At 38.1% G+C, this 19,975-nt stretch carries 17 protein-coding genes and 1 pseudogene; all 18 read left to right on the forward strand.

From position 1 onward, the window contains the following. The first annotated feature begins 1 nt into the window (after nt 1). Entirely contained in the window at nt 2–1,102 is a 1,101-nt protein-coding gene (locus ACZLXV_RS10425) for a glycosyltransferase family 4 protein (protein WP_482383384.1), read from the forward strand. A 298-nt stretch (nt 1,103–1,400) separates the two neighbouring features. After that, a complete protein-coding gene (locus tag ACZLXV_RS10430; RefSeq protein WP_482383366.1) occupies nt 1,401–2,600 on the forward strand; it encodes a glycosyltransferase in 1,200 nt (399 codons plus the stop codon). 24 nt (nt 2,601–2,624) lie between these two features. Continuing rightward, complete coding sequence (locus ACZLXV_RS10435) at nt 2,625–3,635, forward strand: acyltransferase family protein (RefSeq protein WP_482383367.1); 1,011 nt, start codon at nt 2,625–2,627, stop codon at nt 3,633–3,635. Continuing rightward, nucleotides 3,628–4,806, forward strand: a complete 1,179-nt coding sequence (locus ACZLXV_RS10440) for a radical SAM protein (protein WP_482383368.1) — start codon at nt 3,628–3,630, stop codon at nt 4,804–4,806. The genes ACZLXV_RS10435 and ACZLXV_RS10440 overlap by 8 nt, the downstream gene beginning before the upstream one ends. A 27-nt stretch (nt 4,807–4,833) precedes the next feature. Then, nucleotides 4,834–5,295, forward strand: a complete 462-nt coding sequence (locus ACZLXV_RS10445) for an acyltransferase (RefSeq protein WP_482383369.1) — start codon at nt 4,834–4,836, stop codon at nt 5,293–5,295. A 55-nt stretch (nt 5,296–5,350) separates the two neighbouring features. After that, on the forward strand, nt 5,351–6,586 hold the full coding sequence (locus ACZLXV_RS10450; RefSeq protein WP_482383370.1) for a hypothetical protein: 1,236 nt from the start codon (nt 5,351–5,353) through the stop codon (nt 6,584–6,586). 95 nt (nt 6,587–6,681) lie between these two features. Continuing rightward, a complete protein-coding gene (locus ACZLXV_RS10455; RefSeq protein ID WP_482383371.1) occupies nt 6,682–7,491 on the forward strand; it encodes a 6-hydroxymethylpterin diphosphokinase MptE-like protein in 810 nt (269 codons plus the stop codon). Nucleotides 7,492–7,504: 13 nt separating this feature from the next. Further along, nucleotides 7,505–8,755 carry a hypothetical protein gene (locus ACZLXV_RS10460; RefSeq protein ID WP_482383372.1) on the forward strand — a complete coding sequence of 417 codons (1,251 nt, stop codon included), beginning with the start codon at nt 7,505–7,507 and terminating at the stop codon, nt 8,753–8,755. A 17-nt stretch (nt 8,756–8,772) separates the two neighbouring features. Continuing rightward, nucleotides 8,773–10,020 carry a diaminobutyrate--2-oxoglutarate transaminase gene (gene ectB, locus ACZLXV_RS10465; protein ID WP_482383373.1) on the forward strand — a complete coding sequence of 416 codons (1,248 nt, stop codon included), beginning with the start codon at nt 8,773–8,775 and terminating at the stop codon, nt 10,018–10,020. A 39-nt stretch (nt 10,021–10,059) separates the two neighbouring features. Beyond that, nucleotides 10,060–11,523, forward strand: coding sequence for a lipopolysaccharide biosynthesis protein (locus tag ACZLXV_RS10470; protein ID WP_482383374.1), 1,464 nt, complete (start codon nt 10,060–10,062; stop codon nt 11,521–11,523). A gap of 16 nt (nt 11,524–11,539) precedes the next feature. Next, nucleotides 11,540–12,706, forward strand: coding sequence for a polysaccharide pyruvyl transferase family protein (locus tag ACZLXV_RS10475; RefSeq protein ID WP_482383375.1), 1,167 nt, complete (start codon nt 11,540–11,542; stop codon nt 12,704–12,706). Continuing rightward, complete coding sequence (locus tag ACZLXV_RS10480; RefSeq protein ID WP_482383376.1) at nt 12,699–13,901, forward strand: Coenzyme F420 hydrogenase/dehydrogenase, beta subunit C-terminal domain; 1,203 nt, start codon at nt 12,699–12,701, stop codon at nt 13,899–13,901. Before ACZLXV_RS10475 ends, ACZLXV_RS10480 begins: the two co-directional genes overlap by 8 nt. Nucleotides 13,902–13,903: 2 nt before the next feature. Next, nucleotides 13,904–14,206 (forward strand): acyltransferase family protein, encoded by a 303-nt coding sequence (locus ACZLXV_RS10485; RefSeq protein ID WP_482383377.1) that lies wholly within the window; start codon nt 13,904–13,906, stop codon nt 14,204–14,206. A gap of 54 nt (nt 14,207–14,260) precedes the next feature. Beyond that, nucleotides 14,261–14,995 carry a 3-deoxy-manno-octulosonate cytidylyltransferase gene (kdsB, locus tag ACZLXV_RS10490; protein WP_482383378.1) on the forward strand — a complete coding sequence of 245 codons (735 nt, stop codon included), beginning with the start codon at nt 14,261–14,263 and terminating at the stop codon, nt 14,993–14,995. Continuing rightward, nucleotides 14,995–16,569, forward strand: a complete 1,575-nt coding sequence (locus ACZLXV_RS10495; RefSeq protein ID WP_482383379.1) for an aldolase catalytic domain-containing protein — start codon at nt 14,995–14,997, stop codon at nt 16,567–16,569. The genes kdsB and ACZLXV_RS10495 overlap by 1 nt, the downstream gene beginning before the upstream one ends. After that, nucleotides 16,569–17,078, forward strand: a complete 510-nt coding sequence (locus ACZLXV_RS10500) for a KdsC family phosphatase (protein WP_482383380.1) — start codon at nt 16,569–16,571, stop codon at nt 17,076–17,078. The genes ACZLXV_RS10495 and ACZLXV_RS10500 overlap by 1 nt, the downstream gene beginning before the upstream one ends. Nucleotides 17,079–17,342: 264 nt before the next feature. Next, a pseudogene (locus tag ACZLXV_RS10505) lies at nt 17,343–18,701 on the forward strand (IS1380 family transposase). Between the two features lie 806 nt (nt 18,702–19,507). Then, complete coding sequence (locus tag ACZLXV_RS10510) at nt 19,508–19,861, forward strand: hypothetical protein (RefSeq protein ID WP_482383381.1); 354 nt, start codon at nt 19,508–19,510, stop codon at nt 19,859–19,861. Nucleotides 19,862–19,975 lie beyond the last annotated feature (114 nt).

The raw sequence follows: 19,975 nt of genomic DNA on the forward strand, positions 1-19,975 counted from the left end.
GATGTTCGGTCAGAAACGACTTTCACGAGAAGGCGGCATCGAAATTGTTGTAAAAGAGCTTTGCACCCGGATGGCACGAGATGGATGTCAGGTGACTTGTTACAACAGGTCAGGGCATCATGTGAGTGGGGCAGAGTATGATAGGAAAATTGAATATGAAGGAATATGTCAAAAATCTGTTCCGACCATCGAGAGAAAGGGTTTGGCTGCTGTATCTTCTTCTGCATTTGCAGCTCTTTATAGCGCATTTGGAAAATACGATGTGATTCACATCCACGCTGAGGGACCTGCATTTTTTGCGTGGCTTCCAAAGATGTTTGGAAAAAGGGTTATCGTGACGATTCATGGAATTGACTGGAAACGCGAAAAATGGCAATCCGGATTCGGCTCAAGATTCATTCGGCAGGGCGAAAAGAACGCAGTAAAGTATGCGGATGAAATTGTTGTTCTGAGTAAAGGTGTCCAAGATTATTTTCGTGAAATCTATGGGCGAGAAACTCATTTTATTCCGAACGGGGTGAATTGTCCGGTAAATCGAAAGGCTGATTTGATAACAAATCAATTTGGACTGACGAGCGATTCTTACATATTGTTCCTTGGCAGGCTGGTGCCGGAAAAAGGCATCCGATATCTTGTGGAGGCGTTTAAGAATGTCAAGACAGATAAGAAGCTTGTAATAGCTGGTGGTTCCAGCGATACAGATTCTTTCACGAGAGAGTTAAAAGATCTAGCGAAAGATGATCACAGAATTATATTCACGGGATTTGTTCAAGGAAGCCTGCTGGATGAACTATACAGCAATGCCTATCTCTATACACTGCCTTCAGATTTGGAAGGAATGCCATTGAGTCTATTGGAAGCAATGAGTTATGGAAACTGCTGTCTGGTGTCTGATATTCCTGAATGTGCAGAGGTCGTGGAAGACAAGGCAGTGATTTTTAGAAAATCGGATGTAAGTGATCTTCGAGAAAAATTGCAAGATGCCTGTGATCATCCGGAAGATGTCATGAAACTAAAAAAACAGGCGGCAGATTTCATCTGCGGAAAGTATGACTGGGATGATGTTGTTGAAAAAACATTAAATCTGTATAGGAGAGAATGATGGTGTGAGTATTAATAATCAACAATCTCCTCTAACCGAACGCAGGCAGTGAGATGTACATAGTGAAAACGCCAGAAAAATGGCGTATTTACGGCACTTTTCGAGAGCTGGGTAGAGCTGCGAGAGCATTTTTTATCTCGCTACCTAGGTTCGGTAACAGCAGATGATTTTATCATAAGGACTTTCAGTATGACTACCTGCGTTTGTATGGAGCACTCTGGTTTATGAACAACACATTGGAAGTGTTTCATCTGAACAGAGATAGTGAAATAGAACATAAAATAAGGAGAAAAATAACGTGAGGACGCTGATTTTGAATAAATTTCTGCACCGAAACGGCGGATCAGAAACGTACATATTTAAATTGGGTGAGGCGCTGGAGCATCACGGACACGAGGTTCAGTACTTCGGTATGGAGCACGAAGGCCGTTGCGTGGGCAACCGGGTCAATGCTTATACGTCCGATATGGATTTTCACGGTGGGAGCAAGCTGTTGAAGCTGACCTACCCAATCAAGACGATTTACAGCAAAGAAGCAAGAGTACAGTTGAGAAAAGTTTTGGACGACTTCCAGCCGGATGTCTGTCACCTGAACAACTTCAACTATCAGCTGACACCTTCCATCATTCTGGAAATCGTGAAGTGGCGTAAGGAGACCGGAAGGGATTGTAAAATCATCTTCACGGCGCATGACTACCAGTTGGTTTGCCCGAACCACATGCTGAACAATCCGAACACCCACCAGAACTGTGAGAAGTGCCTCGGCGGCCATTTCGTGAACTGCATGAAAGGCAAGTGCATCCACGGCTCCACGGCGAAGTCTGCCATCGGCATGATGGAGGCCGAGTTCTGGAAGTGGAAAGGGACTTACAAGTACATTGACACCATGATCTGCTGCTCTGAGTTTATGAAGAGCAAGATGGACAGCAATCCGCTGTTTGCGACGAAGACCGTGGCAATGAATAATTTCATCGATAAGGTGGAGTGGAAAGAGACAGAAAAGAAGGATTATGTCCTTTACTTCGGTCGCTTCTCTGAGGAGAAGGGCATCGGTACACTCATCAAGGTCTGTAAGGAGCTGCCGGATGTGCAGTTTATCTTCGCAGGCACCGGCCCGTTGGAAGAGACGGTAAATGGAATTAAGAACATCAAAAACGTTGGCTTCCAGAAAGGTGAGGCATTGGAAAAGCTCATCCGTGAGGCAAGGTTCTCCATCTATCCGTCTGAGTGGTATGAGAACTGCCCATTTTCCGTGATGGAATCCCAGATGTACGGCACACCAGTGCTGGGAGCTGATATCGGCGGCATCCCAGAATTGATTCAGGTCGGTAAGACCGGTGAGCTGTTTAAGAGCGGAGATGGCGACGAGTTGAAGAGCAAGATCCGGAAGCTCTGGGATGATAAGAAGCTGTGCGATGAGTATAGCAAGAACTGCAAGGACATTAGCTTTGATACTATCGATGAGTATTACGAGAAAATTATGAAGGTGTATCAGTAAGACTGGTACGTGAGGAGAAAATTTATGGCTACAAAAGCGGATCGATATGAGGGAATAGATGGATTGAAGGCGTATGCCATTATTGGCATTGCGCTGATGCACGTTCTCGCAAATGGAAAATATGGGATAGGAGGATTTGTGTTTGGAAAACTTATCCCTAATTTCGCAAACCTCGTTTTTCTTTTCATGATGGTCAGCGGTTTTGGTATGTGCTGTGGCTACTACCAGAAAATCATAGACCGTAAGATCAGCGTTGAGGAATTTTACAGCAAAAGATACATCAAAATCTGGCCGTATTTTGCATTGCTCTGCGCGCTGGATTTTGTGATTTCACCGAGCAAGAACTCACTGTATGAAGTGTTTGCAAATCTGACTTTGTGTCAGGGACTTTTGCCGAATGCAAATATTTCGGTTATCGGTGTGAGCTGGACACTGGCGGTCATTTTTGTGTTTTATATGCTGTTCCCGTTTTTCTGCTTCCTGATTGGAAATAAGAAGAGGGCATGGGGAGTGGCAGCCGCGGCATTAGTGTTCAACTACCTGTGTGGAAATTACTTCAATGCCGGTAGAGCCAATATCGTTTATGATGCAATTTATTTTATTGCAGGAGGCCTAATCTTCCTTTACCGGAAAGAGCTTGCTGAATTTGCAGTAAAATCCAAAGTTATCGCCGGAGCAATTCTGCTGATTGCCACAGTTGCTTATTTTGCAGTAGGTGGCAATACGCTAACAATGTTGTTCTTCTGTGTGGCAGCACTGGTCGGTACCCTCGGATGCAATCAGGGGGGGGTACTGGTCAATCCAGTTGCCAAGTTCCTTGGCAGTATCAGCTTCGAGATCTACCTGTGCCACATGGTAATTTATCGTGTGCTTGAGAAATTGCACCTTGTCCATCTGTTTGGTAATGGCTTACTTGCATATATCTTCACAGCAGTTGCGGTCATCTGCGGTTCTGTGGTGTTCTCGGTATGTGCCAAGTGGTTCTTAAATAAAATTGAAACTTTGATTGTTAATAGGAGAGTTAATCATGTCTGAAGAAAAGAAATTGAATGGTACGGTTATCGTCACTTATCGTTGCAACGCTCGTTGCTCCATGTGCAACCGTTATAAAGCACCTTCCAAGCCGGAGGAAGAAATCAGCATCGAAACCATCAAGAAACTGCCGAAGATGTACTTCACGAACATTACTGGTGGCGAGCCGTTCATCCGCACCGACCTGAAGGATATCGTGCGTGAACTATACAAGAAGTCTGACCGTATCGTTATTTCTACGAATGGTTTCTTCACCGACCGTATCGTTGATCTGTGCAAGGAGTTCCCGCAGATCGGTATTCGTATCTCTATCGAGGGTCTGGAGCAGACCAACAACGAGATTCGTGGCCTGCAGAACGGCTACCAGCGTGGTTACGGCACACTGAAGAAGCTGCGTGAGATGGGCATGAAGGACGTTGGCTTTGGCATGACCGTTCAGGACAAAAACGCTCCTGACCTGGTTCCTCTGTACAAGATTTCCAATGAGATGGGCATGGAGTTTGCAACTGCTTCTCTGCACAATAGCTTCTATTTTGTTGAAGCGAAGAACATCATTCATGACCGTCCGATGGTGGCTAAGAACTTCGAAAAATTGGTTAATGAGCTGCTACGTTCCAACAGCCCGAAGAAGTGGTTCCGTGCTTACTTCAACCACGGTCTTATCAATTACATCTATGGCCAAAAGCGTCTGCTTCCGTGTGATATGTCTTTTGACACATTCTTCATTGACCCATATGGAGATGTTATGCCTTGTAATGGAACAAAAGATAAAGAAGTCATGGGTAATCTGAATAACCAGAGCTGGGATGAATTGTGGAATAGTCCGGAGGCGGAGGCAGTTCGTAAGAAGGTGCGTTGCTGTGACCGTGACTGTTGGATGATTGGTAGTGTGAGTCCTGCTATGCATAAATATATCTGGGAGCCTGGATTCTGGGTGGTATGGCATAAGCTGAAAGCACTGTTCATGAAGAAACCATATTCTATGTACGAGTTGAAGGTTGTACGTGATTTCAGAGATGGTAAGGTAACGAAAGAGGAACTGGATAAGTGTAGCACATGTGATATGTGTGCCGTTGTTAATAATGGATTAAGTGAAGCAAGTAAGGCACAGCTGGTAGGTAAGACCGGTGAAGAGATTGTGGATGCTGATATTGCGGAACAGATGAAAAGGTAAATTTTAAGTATCGATGGAGAAATTGAGATGAGGAAAAAGATTAAAAGATACTGGATAATGATGAGACTTATGTTCTTTAGACACGGAATTCAGGCAGCAACGTACTTAAAGGCTAAATCCATATTTAAGCATATGGGAAATAATTGTGCATGGCATGCAAAGAAAATTCCATCAGAACCAGAACTAATTTCGTTGGGGAATAATGTTCATATTTCCGCTGATGTAAGATTTATTACACATGACATTATTGGAGATATGTTTAATCGAAATCCGGAAATTAGTAAAGAATATCATTTCCCGTTCTATACAGGGACAATAAAGATTAATGATAATTGCGTAATAGGAGCAGGAGCTACGTTGATGTATAATACAGAAATTGGTCCGAACTCTATTGTTGCAGCTGGTGCTGTAGTGACAAAAAATGTACCAACTGGCGAAATATGGGGGGGTACCTGCGCACTGCATAGGTTATACATTAGAACTTGTTGAGAAACGAAAATGTGAAACATAAAAAGAAAGTGAAATATATGATAGGTATGTTAATATGACTCGAACAAAGGGAAACTACAATTACTATATTTTTATTTTGATTTTCTATTTGATAATCTTTAGAGAATTATTAGAAAATTACCTGCCAATATTTGGATATTTAGATGAGCTTATATCTTGCATGGCTATTCCGATTGCAATCAAAAAATTGTATGAGAGACATGGACTTCTACGCATCAGAAAGAATAGCTACCCATTTTGGGTTGGTGTTGCAATTCTGTTTGCATTAGCAGGAAATATAGTATATGAATATCAGGATATGCTGAAAGCTGTTTTACCAGATTTGTTATTGAACCTTAAGTTCTGGCTAAGTATTTATGTAGGTATAACATTATTCAAGAGTATTAATCTGTCTTTGAATGGAGGAAAAATTGCTAATCATATTAAAGCGGTAGTATGGCTTTATGTTTTGTTGCTTTTCTTGGATAAGTTTTTGAATTTGTTTCCAGGTGACTACAGATATGGAATGAAATCCACGTTTCTTTTTTATGGACTTCATACAATATTTTGTGCTATGTGTGTTTTTTTACTAGCACTTCTATTATTGGTAAAGGATAAGACGAGACATTTTACATTATATAGTGTTATTCTTTTGCTTTTAATGGCTTCCACTATGAGAAGCAAGGCTTTTGGCGGAGTGATTCTGTATATTCTCTTGTATTATTTGATTAATGTTTATAATAAGAAAATTAAGTTAAAAAGTGTAATTCTTATAGGTTGCTTATGCTTACTTATTGGATGGAGTCAGATACAGTACTACTTCTTTAGTTCTATAAGTGATGGAGCGGCACGCAATGTTCTTCTTCGAACATGTTTCGACATCGCAAAGGAACATTTTCCATTAGGAGCAGGGTTGGCAACATTTGCGTCGCATTATTCTGGTGTGGTATATTCACCGCTCTATTCAAATTATGGAATATCGAATATTTATGGACTGACAAGAGACCATCCTAGCTTCATTTCCGACTCTTTTTGGCCTATGGAAATTGCACAAAATGGGTATTTGGGGGCCGCATGTTTTATCATGGCATTATATAAATTGTTTGTAGAAATATCAAAAATTAAAATCAAGAATCGTAATGCCTATTTTAGTGCACTTTTTGCACTTGGATATTTATGTGTTTCGTCGCTTGCAGAATCGGCCTTTGTGCATTTCTTGAGTATTCCAATTGCATTGGTTATTGGTGGATGTTTGACACAAGCTCATTATGTACGAGAGGATGATCGGTAATTAAAAAATTCGTGTATAAGCTAAGCACCATGATTTTCGGTATTGTGAAATGAACTATGTGCTTAATGAAGATATCAAAGGAAGGTAAGCAGTAAATGAAAATAAAGTCAATTATTCAGCCAGGAGTAAAGCTGATAAAAACCTGTGCTGATAACTTATCATCAAAACATTACAAAACTACACAGGATAGCAGATTAATTAAGCAACTGAAAAACTCTAGTCAAAATAATCGTTGTTTTATTATTGGTAATGGTCCAAGTCTTAAAATCGCAGATTTAGAAAAACTGAAAGGTGAAGATTGTTTTGCCTGCAATAGAATATACAATCTTTATGATAAAACAACCTGGAGACCAAAATATTACTGCTCTCAAGATAGCAAAGTGCTAGAGCAGATTAAAGGAGATTTACAATTTGCGATAGAAAACTGTGAACTGTGCTTCTTACCATATAAATTCAGATCCATGTTTTCGGATGAAATATTAACCAATGAAAAAGTTAGACTCTTTTTTAAGCCTTATGTTTCAGTATATAGTCCGGATGGTACATATCCAGAAGGCTTAATGCCTTTTTCAGATGATATAAGTGTTGGAATATATGACGGATTATCTATCACATATGCAATGATTCAGATTGCGGCGTATATGGGGTACAAAGAGATTTATCTAATTGGAATTGATCATAATTATAATATTAAAAATGGTGTGGTTGAAACTGCTGGCAGCTATGCTGAAGGGATTAAACCAATTGATATGTCTACACAGTTTCCACCGGAATTGTTACTCTGTGAAGTATCGTTCAGAGAAGCAAGAAGATGGAGTGAAGCACACGGTGTAATGATTGGAAATGCAACACGTGGCGGAAAACTTGAAGTCTTTGAAAGAATAAATTTAGATGATTTAGTGTAAAGGGAGTCGTAAGATGATTACAATTAGGAAACCATATACAAAAGAGTATCAGGGAACAACTCGTCTGTGTGCAGATATATTATTAGGCGACGTGAATAAAACGTTTTATTTTGAAGTCGCTAAAGAATATGAACCGTATCTTTGCACTGAGGTTTCTGACGCTTTTTTGGTTGGTATATTAAATTACGCCATGTTCAACGGTGAAGATATAAAAGTGGAAGGAGCAGTTAGCGAGAGACTTTTATATCAAATAAAAACATATTTTTTAGTGACGCTTCCGGTTGTAAGACCACGAGCGTATAAGAGAATCAATGTAGAGGCGGAACCTTATATTGGAAAAATAAACACAGAAGGTGCAGTTGGGACTTCAGCAAGTGGCGGTGTTGATTCTTATTATTCTATTTCTGTTCATACGAAGGATGTTCCTCAGGATTATAGGCTCACTCATTTATTGATTGCCAACCAGTTTAATCATTATGTCTCAGAGGAGGATACGAGAAAGAAATTTGAAGATTTGTTGAGCAGATCGCAACCGATAGCAGAAAACTATGGATTAAAACTTGTGGGGGTGTACACCAATCATAATGACTTCTTATTTGATGGTTTTGTACAAGAGTATTCTTTGAGAATCTGTTCTTATGTGCTTGCATTGCAGAAATTGTTTGGTGTGTATTATGTGAGTTCTGGAGTGCCTTTTGGAGAATTCGATTTTGCAAGTCACGATTCTGATGGGTTTGATGTTTTAAATCTCGCTTTAATGAGTACAAATAGTTTGACATTTTACTCATCAGGTGGAGAAGTGTGGAGAACGCAAAAGATTAAGAGGTTTGCTTATGACCCATTCATACAGAAGAATTTAAAGGTCTGCAATAACAATGATGATAGGAATTGCTGTACTTGCGAAAAATGCATGAGAACAATGCTTTCACTTGACATAATTGGAAAATTGCCAAAGTTTAAGGAATCGTTTGATCTTTCAGCATTTCAAAGAGGAAAATTCAAGTACCTGATAGTCGTAGAATCGAATACCATTGAGGCAAGCAGAGATTTGCTAAGAAGTATTAGAGAATATGATTATCACGTTCCAACCATGACAATACTAATAGGAAGAACGCTATATAGGCTTGGATGCTATATAAAGAGTAAAATTAAAAAGATTCACTTTTTAAGGGAAATCTATTTCAAATTGAAAATTGATTATCTGATATATGGAGAAAAGCAGGCAAGAACTTATAGATACGGAACAAAATATGAAGTTCGTTAACAAAGGAGAATAAAATCATGTTTGATGTATTTGAAAAAAACGAGTCTGAAGTACGTTCGTACTGCAGAAAATATCCGGTTATTTTTGATAAAGGATTGAATTCGGAATTGTATTCAGTTGATGGTAGAAGATATATAGATTTTCTTGCCGTGGCTGGTTCTATGAATTATGGGCATAATAACCCTGAAATTAAGGATAAAATATTGACATATCTGCAGGATGATCATGTCATTAATATGATGGATATGTATACTTCTGCAAAAGAGGAGTTTCTAAGTACTTTTTCTTCTAAAATTCTTGAACCGAGAGGATTGAATTACAAGGTGATGTGTTGTGGCCCAACAGGGACAAATGCTGTTGAAGCTGCTATTAAATTGGCTAGAAAGAACACAAAGCGAACGGAGGTATTGGCATTCGGGGGGGGGTTTCACGGAATGACACTCGGATCTCTTGCACTTACAACGGATAAGGTTAGTAGAGAAGGGGCTAGTTTGCCACTTACAAATGTAACCCACATTCCGTATGAAGGCACGCAGGGGATTGACTCAATTGCCTATTTAAAGTGGGTTTTGACCGATGATCATTCAGGTGTTGATAAGCCTGCTGCGATTATATTAGAAACAGTGCAAGCTGAAGGTGGCATTAATGTAGCAAGTGTAGAATGGCTTAAAGAGGTATATCAGATCTGTAAAGATAATGACATCATAATGATTGTGGATGATATTCAGGTTGGAAATGGAAGAACCGGTACGTTCTTTTCTTTTGAACGAGCTGGGATCAAACCAGATATGGTGGTTTTATCAAAGTCCATTTCTGGCTTTGGTATGCCGATGGCGATTTTGTTGATAAGACCGGATCTTGACATCTTTAGACCTGCAGAACATAACGGTACCTTCAGAGGCAACCAGCTTTCTTTTGTTGGTGCAACGGCGGGTATAAATTATTATGTCGAACACTCCATGGATAAGGTAGTTCAACGCAAAGCGAAGATGATCAGTGATTTTTTAGAAAGTGAAATTATTCCTTTAAATAAAAACTTATCCTACAGGGGAATAGGATTTATATGGGGAATTGATTTTAATGCTATTGATTCGACTCTTGCCTTGAAAGTAGTTCATAAGGCATTTGACAATGGATTAATTATGGAGGTAGCTGGAAGAAAAGACGGTGTATTAAAGATAATGCCACCGTTAACGATTCAAGATGACATTTTGAATGAGGGCTTAAATGTAATGAAGGAATCCATAGTTGATGTACTCAACTAAATTCGAAATTAAGCTTCCTTCCAAATTATAAAGAGGATCATGAAGAATTTAATTGAAAAATATAAATCAATGCCAGTTCAGGTCAGGGCTAGTTTTTGGTTCCTGGTTTGTGGTGTACTCCAAAATGGCTTAAGCGTTATTACGCTTCCTATTTTTACGCGCTTACTCAGTACAGAACAATATGGTTTATCGAGTACATATTTTGCGTGGAATGATCTCGTTGTTGTTGTATGTACACTGCGCCTTAGCTATGGTGTCTTCGACAAGGGCATGATTAAGTATGAGCACAGTAGAGATAAATTTGAGGCTGCACTACTGGGTTTAACGACGACAACCTCGCTTTCGATGCTTACCTTATTCTTAATATTCCATGATGCAATTGAAAAATTGACGGGTATGAGCTTTGTGCTTTGCCTTTCGCTTTTCCTTGCACAGATTTGCGCTCCTGCGATGTTGTTCTGGACTGCTAGAAGTAAATATGAATACAAGTATCGGAAATTTACCATAGTTACAATTGCGACTGCAGTAGTAGGAACGCTTTTAAATTTATGTGCGGTTCTATTTATTAATTACGATAAGGGTGTTGTGAAAATCCTATCGTATCAAATTATATGGGCTCTTATTTATCTGATTTTTTATATAAGAATTTTCTGGCGAGGGAAAATTTATTTTGACAAAGGAATATGGTCTTATGCGCTTAAATTTAATTTGCCTCTTATCCCCTATTTCTTGTCAACGCTCGTTTTGGACAAGGCAGATCGAATTATGATTGGTCAGTTTTGTGGTCAGTCAAGCGTTGCACTATACAGTGTTTCATACAATTTAGGACGGCTGATGGTTTTACTCACGTCAGCGTTGGATGCAACGTTTACACCTTGGATTTATCAGAAGATAAAGAATTATCAGGATAATAAGGAAACAGACGTAAGGAGTATTCATAATATAACAGTAATGTTGATGGTTGGGTTTTTAGGAATGGCAACATTGTTTATGCTTTTTGCACCTGAACTTATAATGATTTTTGCAGATAAAGCGTACGCAGATGCAGTCTATGTTATTCCCCCTGTAGTAGCTGGTTATTTCTTTGTTATGTTGTACAGTCTTGTATCCAAGGTTGAGTTTTATTATGAGAAAACTAAAAACGTAGCGGCTATAACTGTAATCGCATCAGGGCTAAACATTGCTTTAAATTATTTACTTATTCCGAAATTTGGCTATGTGGCAGCAGCCTACACAACCTTGATTTGCTATATGGTTATGGCAGGATTCCATATGCTGTACTCAAGAAAAATCGCTGGCGTAGAATTGCAGAATGGATCAATATTTCCATGGAAAATGTTTGTACTGTTATCTGTTGTGATGCTTACTATTACAGGAGTAGTAAATGCAATATATCCGTATGTTGTCGTGCGGTATATTTTGATTATTGGTATGTGTGTGTTGGTTTTACTGTATAGAAAGAAAATTCCAGAGGTTATTGGATTACTGAAGAAAAGATGCTGAAGGGGGATTAGAGACAATGACTATAAAACATATCGGATTATTAAACATTCAGCGATGCGATAGTCATGGTGCTGTTTTGCTTGCGTATGCAATGGAACATTTTTTATTAGAAGAAGGATATGCTGTAAATACGATTGATTATAAATATGCAGGTCGTATTGTGGAGAATAATGTTCTGAAAAAATTGATTAACAAGTTATTGATTAAATGGAAAAAACAATTACATATGTCCTATGCAAATAAGACGGTTTGTGGTGAATCTGTTAAGTCTGAATATGATATACAGCATTCGCATTTTGAAGAGTTTAGAAAAAACTTGTTGACGCTTACAAAAGAGGTTACCAATGTTAATGATCAAATAGTTAATTCGTTTGATGCCATCGTTGTGGGAAGTGATGTTGTTTGGAAACCAGAAATCGCTCGGTGTATTGATCGCGAGCTTTATTTTCTACGTTCCCCAAAGAAAGAGATTAGAAAAGTGGCTTATGCTGCTTCTATTGGCACAAACGATGCGGAATTTCTTGAGAAATATGAGGAGTGCTATGAAAATGCATTTGATTGTCTTGATTTTATATCCGTTCGCGAAAAGTCAAGTGTTTCATTTATAAGGAAATTTACTGATAAACAGGTAGATGTTGTGATTGATCCAGTTTTTCTTCTTGATAAGTCAGAATATATGAAAATTGAAAAGAAGACAGATTATAAAGTTAAAGGAAGCTATGTATATGTTTATATTTTAGGAACAAACGAAAAAGCAATCAAACTTGCTAATGATTTTGCAGCCAAAAATGGATTATCAATTGTTTTGGATATCAATGAATCATTTGAACTTTCAAATCTCATTACTGTTCCATGTCAATCCGCTATTTCGGCTGGACCACAAGAGTTTCTATATAATTTGAGAAACGCATCTTATGTAATGACTGATTCATTTCATGCTACAGCTTTTTCAATAATATACAACAAACCGTTCTGGGTATTCAAACGAGGAAAAATTAGTGTAAGAATGAGTGACTTGATTAATACGTTTTCATTAGGTGGCAGAATGGTATCTGATACACTAGACGATAGCAATATTGATTGGGTGTGTGTGAATCAGGAGATTCTTAAGAGAAGGAAAGCAGGGGCAAAATGGTTGCTTAATGCTTTGGATAATCATAAAGAGAGGGAGGCATATGAATAGGAATATATCACAATTAGATGAATGTTGTGGCTGTGGTGCCTGTGTATGCGCATGTCCAAAACAATGTATCTCGCTAAAATATGATGACGAAGGATTTTATAAGGCGTATATTGATGAATCAAGATGTGTTAACTGCGGAATCTGTATGGAAAGATGTCCAGTAAATAAAAAGAAATCTGATAATTCGGATGAGTTTAGTAATGAGATTTGTGCTTATGCTGCTACTTCTAAGGATAATGAAATCTATATGAAAAGTTCCTCTGGTGGGATTTTTTCCGTGATTGCGAAGAAAATATTAAAAAATAATGGATCGGTATTTGGCTGCGGATCAAATGATGATTTGCGTCCTATTCATATGGAGATTCGTAATGAATCGGATTTAGATAGAATCAGGAGGAGCAAATACGTTCAAAGCTACATGGGAAATGTATACAGTAAGATTAAGGAAAGACTTGAACAAGAAATAGATGTTCTTTTTGTTGGCACTCCTTGCCAGGTCGCCGGCTTAAAAAAGTACCTAGGAAGACAATACGACCGTCTTTTGACAGTAGATTTAGTTTGCCATGGGGTTCCTAGTCCGCAGATGTATATGAATAATATCGAATACGTAGAAAAAACAAAGCATAAAAAACTGAAAAGTTTTGAATTTCGCTTGAAATCTCAGCAGTCAAAACGATACTTTACATATACATATACATATACATATATAGACGGAAACTCCGAAGTTAAACCATATTACAAGGATGCTTTTTATAATGCATTTTATGATATGCATTCACTTAATGAAATCTGTTATAAGTGTCCATTTTGCAATTTGAACAGGCAAGGAGACTTGACGATAGGTGATTATGAGTGGGGAAAACAGTATCACACAGAATTTAAAGATGACGATGACATAAGTTGTATTCTGTGTAACACAAAGGCAGGACAGAATGTCCTTAGCGAGGTGAAAGATGCATTAAAGATTTCACCAACAAAAATTGAATGGATAATTGAAAAAAACAAGAATCTTGTTAGGCCAACTGTTCGTCCGGTATATAGAGATTGTATATACCGAGACATAAAAAATATGGGATATGAAAAATGGGCAGACGGCTATTTTCATTCGTTACGATATTATAAAAAAACGCCACTATTTCGACCGGTTGTAAAGCTGAAAATATTGCTTAACAAAATAGTGGGAAGAGGATACTAGTTATGGAAAAAAGAAAACAGATTGAGTGGATTCAATATGCAAGGGCTTTCTGCATAATTGCAGTAATATTCATTCACTGTAAAAGTGCAGAAGAATATAGAGTGCTTGAGGGTACGAACATAGTATACTGGGCATGGATGCTCATTCGAAACTTTTTAGATTTCCCAGTAGGATTATTTTTTGTGATTTCTGGATATTTAGTCAATGAGAAGAATGTGCTCTGCGGTACTTTTTTGAAAAATAGATTGATTAGATTAGGCTTGCCTTTTCTTGGTACTCAGCTACTTAACATGTTGTATGTGTGAAAAATTTTAGGAAAAAAGATTGCTTCAAAGTTTTTTGGAATGTGAGGTTAGAAAATGAAAGTAGTAGGAATTATTCCAGCAAGATATGGATCAACCCGTTTGCCGGGAAAACCGTTAAAGGATATTCTTGGGCATCCAATGATTTGGTGGGTATATAAAAGAGTATGTACTGTTGAAAAGTTGGATGAAGTGTATGTTGCTACAGATGATGAAAGAATCAGAATTGTTTGCGAAGCAAACAAGATTCCTGTTGTGATGACAGCTAGTACACATAGAGCAGCAGCACATAGATTGCAAGAGGTCTCAGAAACAATTAAAGCAGATTTCTATGTTCAATTAAATGGTGATGAACCTTTGATTAATACTGAGGCAGTTGCTGCAGCTATTCCAGATAGTGTACCGCAGAATGTAGAGTTTGGAACAAATATTATTACGGAGATGACTGATCCGGCTCAAGTAATGGATCCATCAAATATAAAGATGGTATTTGATGATAATATGAACGCTCTGTATATGTCAAGAACACCAATTCCGTATCCGTTTAAGGCTATTGATTTTAAGTATTATAAGCATGTTGGTATCATTGGGTACAATAAAAAAATGCTTGATTTTTACAAAAATTCAAATCCAGGTCGGTTTGAATTGATTGAAGGAATTGATACTTTAAGATTCTTAGATTATGGAAAACAGTTGAAACTTTCTTTGATAGCAGAGTGCCATAGCTTATCAGTTGATACAGAAAAAGATCTTGAGATGGTCATTAAAATGATGAAGGAAGGAAATAAATAATGGCATCATATGATTTAAAATTGTTGGATTGTACTTTGCGTGATGGTGGGTATGTGAATGACTGGAAATTCGGTTTTAATTGTGCAAAAGATATCATTACTCGTCTTACTAAGTCGAATATTGATGTCGTAGAAGTTGGATTTTTGCGGAATGTAGATGAATACAATCCAGATGTCACAGTGTGCAATCGTATCGAGGAACTTAACAAGCTCTTGCCAGATGATGCAGGAAATACAATGTATTCGGCTATGGCAATGAGAAGTAATTACGATATTAATAAATTATCCCCTTACACTGGAAGTGGGATAGAGATGATTCGAATTACCGCTCACGATTATGATATTGAAGATGGTATGGATTTCGCCAGAGAAGTCAAGGCAAAAGGATACAAATTGTCAATTAATCCAATTAATATTATGGGCTATTCTGATGAGCGTATTCTTTGGATTATTAAACAAGTAAACCAAATTCAGCCTTATCAGTTCTCTATTGTTGATACATTTGGAAGTATGAAACGAAGAGACTTGGATCGAATTGTTTCATTAGTAGATAACAATTTGGATAGAAATATAAGAGTTGCATTACATTTGCATGAAAATATGTCTTTAAGTTGTTGTTTGGCACAAGCATTTATAGATAAACATTTGAATCGACCGGTTGCGGTGGATGGCAGTTTGATGGGAATGGGCAGAATCCCAGGAAATTTGCCCATTGAATTGATTGCAGATTATTGCAATGATTATACAGGAAAAACATATGACATTGATTACATGATGGATGCTATTCAAGATTATATTGCACCGTTGAAGGGTGCGCCTGAGTGGGGATATACTCCGGCATATTTCCTTTCTGCAAGATTTAATTTGCATAGAAATTACGCAGAGCATTATTTAAAAAAAGGCGATCTGACAATAAGAGACATTAATCATATATTGGCGCGATTTGCTGATGATAAAAAGACTGCATTTGATGCAACATATGCGGATTCAGTGTATGAGGATTATAAGAGCAATCGGATTGATGATTCTGGAAGCCGAGCAGAACTTTACAATTTGCTTTCCGGTAAAAAAGTTCTCTTGATCGCACCGGGAGCATCGATTTTAACATATGAAACGAAAATCAAAGAATTTATTAAGCAGGAGAATCCTGTGGTTATAGCAATTAATTTTGTACCGGAATCGTATTTGGTTGACTTTGCATTCTTCAGTAATAACAAGCGTTTTAGTAATCTTGAGAACATTTCCTGTAAAACGATTATTACTTCTAATCTTATTGGTAGAATATCAGACTATAAAATTGATTATAACAGTTTGTCAGGAGCCTTTGATCAAGGATGCAATAGCTTTATAATGCTTCTTAAGCTCTTGAAGGAAATGGATACTAAGGCTATTTATGCCATAGGAGCTGATGGCTATACAGAAAATGGAAATAATTATTATACTACTAACATAAGAACATACACTGAACACGGAAATAAATTTAATTTGGCTGTTGCTAATGCTATTCGGAATCTTGATGTTAGGGTTGCTTTTCTGACACCATCCGCTTATGATACAGAGGAGGAGGGAAAGTAATGGAGCTTAAATTAATAGTTATTGATGTGGATGGAACAATGACAGATGCAGGGGTATATTATGATGAGAGAGGAAATGAGTTGAAAAAATTCTGCACGAAGGATGCAGCGGGGTTCTTTGCTGCACATAGTGTTGGAATTAAAATCATGGTTCTCACAGGGAGAGAATGCGCTGCAACCACTAGAAGGATGACAGAGATGAAAGTGGAATATCTTTATCAGAATGTAAAGAACAAGGCAGAGTTTTTACAGACATTTATGTCTCAGCATAAATTAAAGAAGGAAGAGGTTGGCTACATCGGTGATGATTTGAATGATTTGCCACCGATGATGCTTGTTGGATATATTGGCTGCCCTGCTGATAGTTGTCCCGAAATAAAAAAAATTGCAAATTATATAAGCGTCGTTAATGGCGGAAATGGTGCTGTTCGCGATGTAATTGAACATATTTTACATGAGACGGGACAGTGGGATAATGCAATCTCAAGAGTTTTTGGAATAGGCATTTAATTGGAGATTATATGTTGTAGAATTAAAAAGAGTGTGCGCAGCTAATTCGAATCTCGTTGGAAAAAGGTGTGATTATTTACACATGGAGAAATATTAGCGATATATTAGATCCTGAATCCGTGAAGTTAAAACGACAACGATACTCCCAAAGCCTGTATTTATCAAGTTTTCCTGTTATTTTTACCTGTTTTGCATTTTCACCTGTTAGGTGAATCATTTTTTGGTATAATATTCTTATAGTTCGATGAAAGAAGGGTGTATACGATGAATAATATAAAAATTAAATTTTCGAATGAACGTATCATTCCTGCCAGCGGTCTTTCTGTTGTAGGTGCAATTCTTAGCAAGAGCGATTTTGTAAAGCGCTGTAACCGCATGGATGTAACACCAAACAGATCTCAGCACCAGATAAAAAATGGCGACATCCTTCTAACATATATCGGTATGCTGTACATGGGAAAGCCACAGTATCAAGCGGGCCACCAAATGGACGATGATCAGGAATTTTATAAATATGCCCTGGGTATAACACGCAGCATCCCCATTGAGGAAACACTGCGTCAGAGAATGGACGATATTGGGGATTCCCTGCGAAATCGTATCCTTGCAGAAAATGTGGAGATGCTGCACATGAACGGTATCATACCTTCAAGGCTTCCAAATGGCTATGTCCCAGTAGATATTGATGTTACGCCGTTTGACAATTCTAAAACCAGAAAAGAAGGTGTATCACGTACCTACAAAGGATATGATGGTTATGCACCTATTATGGCATATATCGGAACAGAAGGTTATCTGGTAAATGCACAGCTGAGGGAGGGAAAACAGCACTGTCAGTGCGATACTCCTGCATTCCTTCGGGAAACAATTGCCATGTGCAGGCAGATAACAGATGAACCGCTGCTTATCCGGCTGGATTCTGGAAACGACTCTGCCGAAAACATTGGTATTCTTTTGGAAAGCGACTGCTACTTTATTATAAAAAGGAATCTGCGCCGTGAAAGTAAGGATGACTGGTTTGAGATGGCAAAGGCAAAATCCCAGAATGTCACAGCTCCCCGTGAAGGAAAAACAGTATATACCGGAAGTGACTGGAAACCAGTCAGCTACACCACAGCGGATTGAGAGAAAAAAACTGTCACAATCCGAACAGGGTATGAGATAATAGAGCGGACAGTTGATAAATATGGTCAATTCCTTTTTCCAGCCGATATTGAAGTCAATACATGGTGGACAAACACCGGAATGACAGATGAAGAAGTCATCCAGAATTACCATGCCCATGGGGAATGCGAGCAGTTACACAGTGAAATAAAAACAGACATTGATGTAGAACATCTTCCATCTGGCAAATTTGAGACCAATGAACTGGTTCTGGAACTCACAATAATCGCATATAACATCCTGCGCATGATTGGTCAGGAAACGATAGGCGGACATGGTCCTAAGCTCAAACATAGAGTACATCGGCGCAGACTGCGTACAGTTATCGGGAATATGATAATGATGGCGAGCCATATCACAACTCATGCACGCCAGCTGGTTATGGAACTTGGCAGAAGCAATGTATGGAGGCATACCTTTGCAAGAGTATATTCAGCTTTTGCAGATTTCCAGCTATAAAATCAAACAGTCTTACAGAAATTTCGTAACCGGACCAAGGTGGAAGTATGCCCTTATACGCTTTTTTATAAACGATTTACAAGGTGTCGTACTTGATATAATTTCATTTATTTGAAATCGGCACAAAATTTCTGTAAAATTACTATGCTAAACCTATTTTTATGGGCTTAGTTTTATAAAACAAGGAACTTCACGGATTCAGGGATTAGTTGTCAGGAAAATGATGTAGAATAATGTCATCATATGTGATAAAATAGGTTCGTTGCCTCTCCTATACCGGCAAGGGAAGGAGGTGTTTGCTATGGAGTATATAGCCTCTCTTTTTGTTACTGTCATGGGTGGTGTGATTTGTCATTACATCATCAAATGGTTAGATGGTAATAAATAATCGGCAACTAACCTGTGGTATTAAGCCTTCCACATCAAAATAGGAATAAAAACCCCCGATGCGGCAACATCGGGGGTTTTGTTTTGTGTTCGCTATGGAACAATAGCTTCTCTTTGTCTGAAGACATTATATCATATGCAAAAAGAATTTGCAATATACAAAAATTTTGAGTTTCCCCATTTTTTTGAGAAACTAAATCATCTGCAAAATAAAAAAGCAAAAACACTGCACTAATGTTATAATTAAATCTCGACAAAACAAATAAAACAAAGGAGTGTGTTTGCATGATTAATTATAACAGATTAGGATATGAAATTAAACGGAATTTAGCAAATTTCTCAGAAAAAATTTCAAACGGATTGAAACAACCACAAAACAAATTTCTTTTACAGATGCTTTATGGTATTTTAATATCTCGGTGGTTAAGAAACAGATAAACGAGGAAAATGCAGTTATTGTTATTGATAATTCTGATATTATCAAACCATGCAGTCCGAAAATGGAAGCGATTTCTGATGTCCGTGACGGTAGTACAGGAGAAATTAGAAAAGGATACTTTACTGTGGAAGCTGCCGTGCTTTCACAGAATAAAAAAATGCCACTTCCCGTCTACGAAAAAGTCTTTTCGGCGGCAGAAAAAGGGTTTATCAGTGCAACACACGAGAATCTACAATGCTTGAAATCGTTGTCTGCACATTTCTCAAAGAACTGTGTTCGAACACTTGACAGAGGATTTGACGCAAATGATTACTACAGATATTTCTTGAAATAGGGCTACCGCAATTCCACTGGCTTTAGACGGAGGGTTAAGGTAGCCGGAAGCGGAGGTTTGTGCTATACTTGCGTTATGGGAACGTGGAAATCAAAAAACAGACACAAATATTTG

The organism is Butyribacter sp., assembly GCF_056818865.1.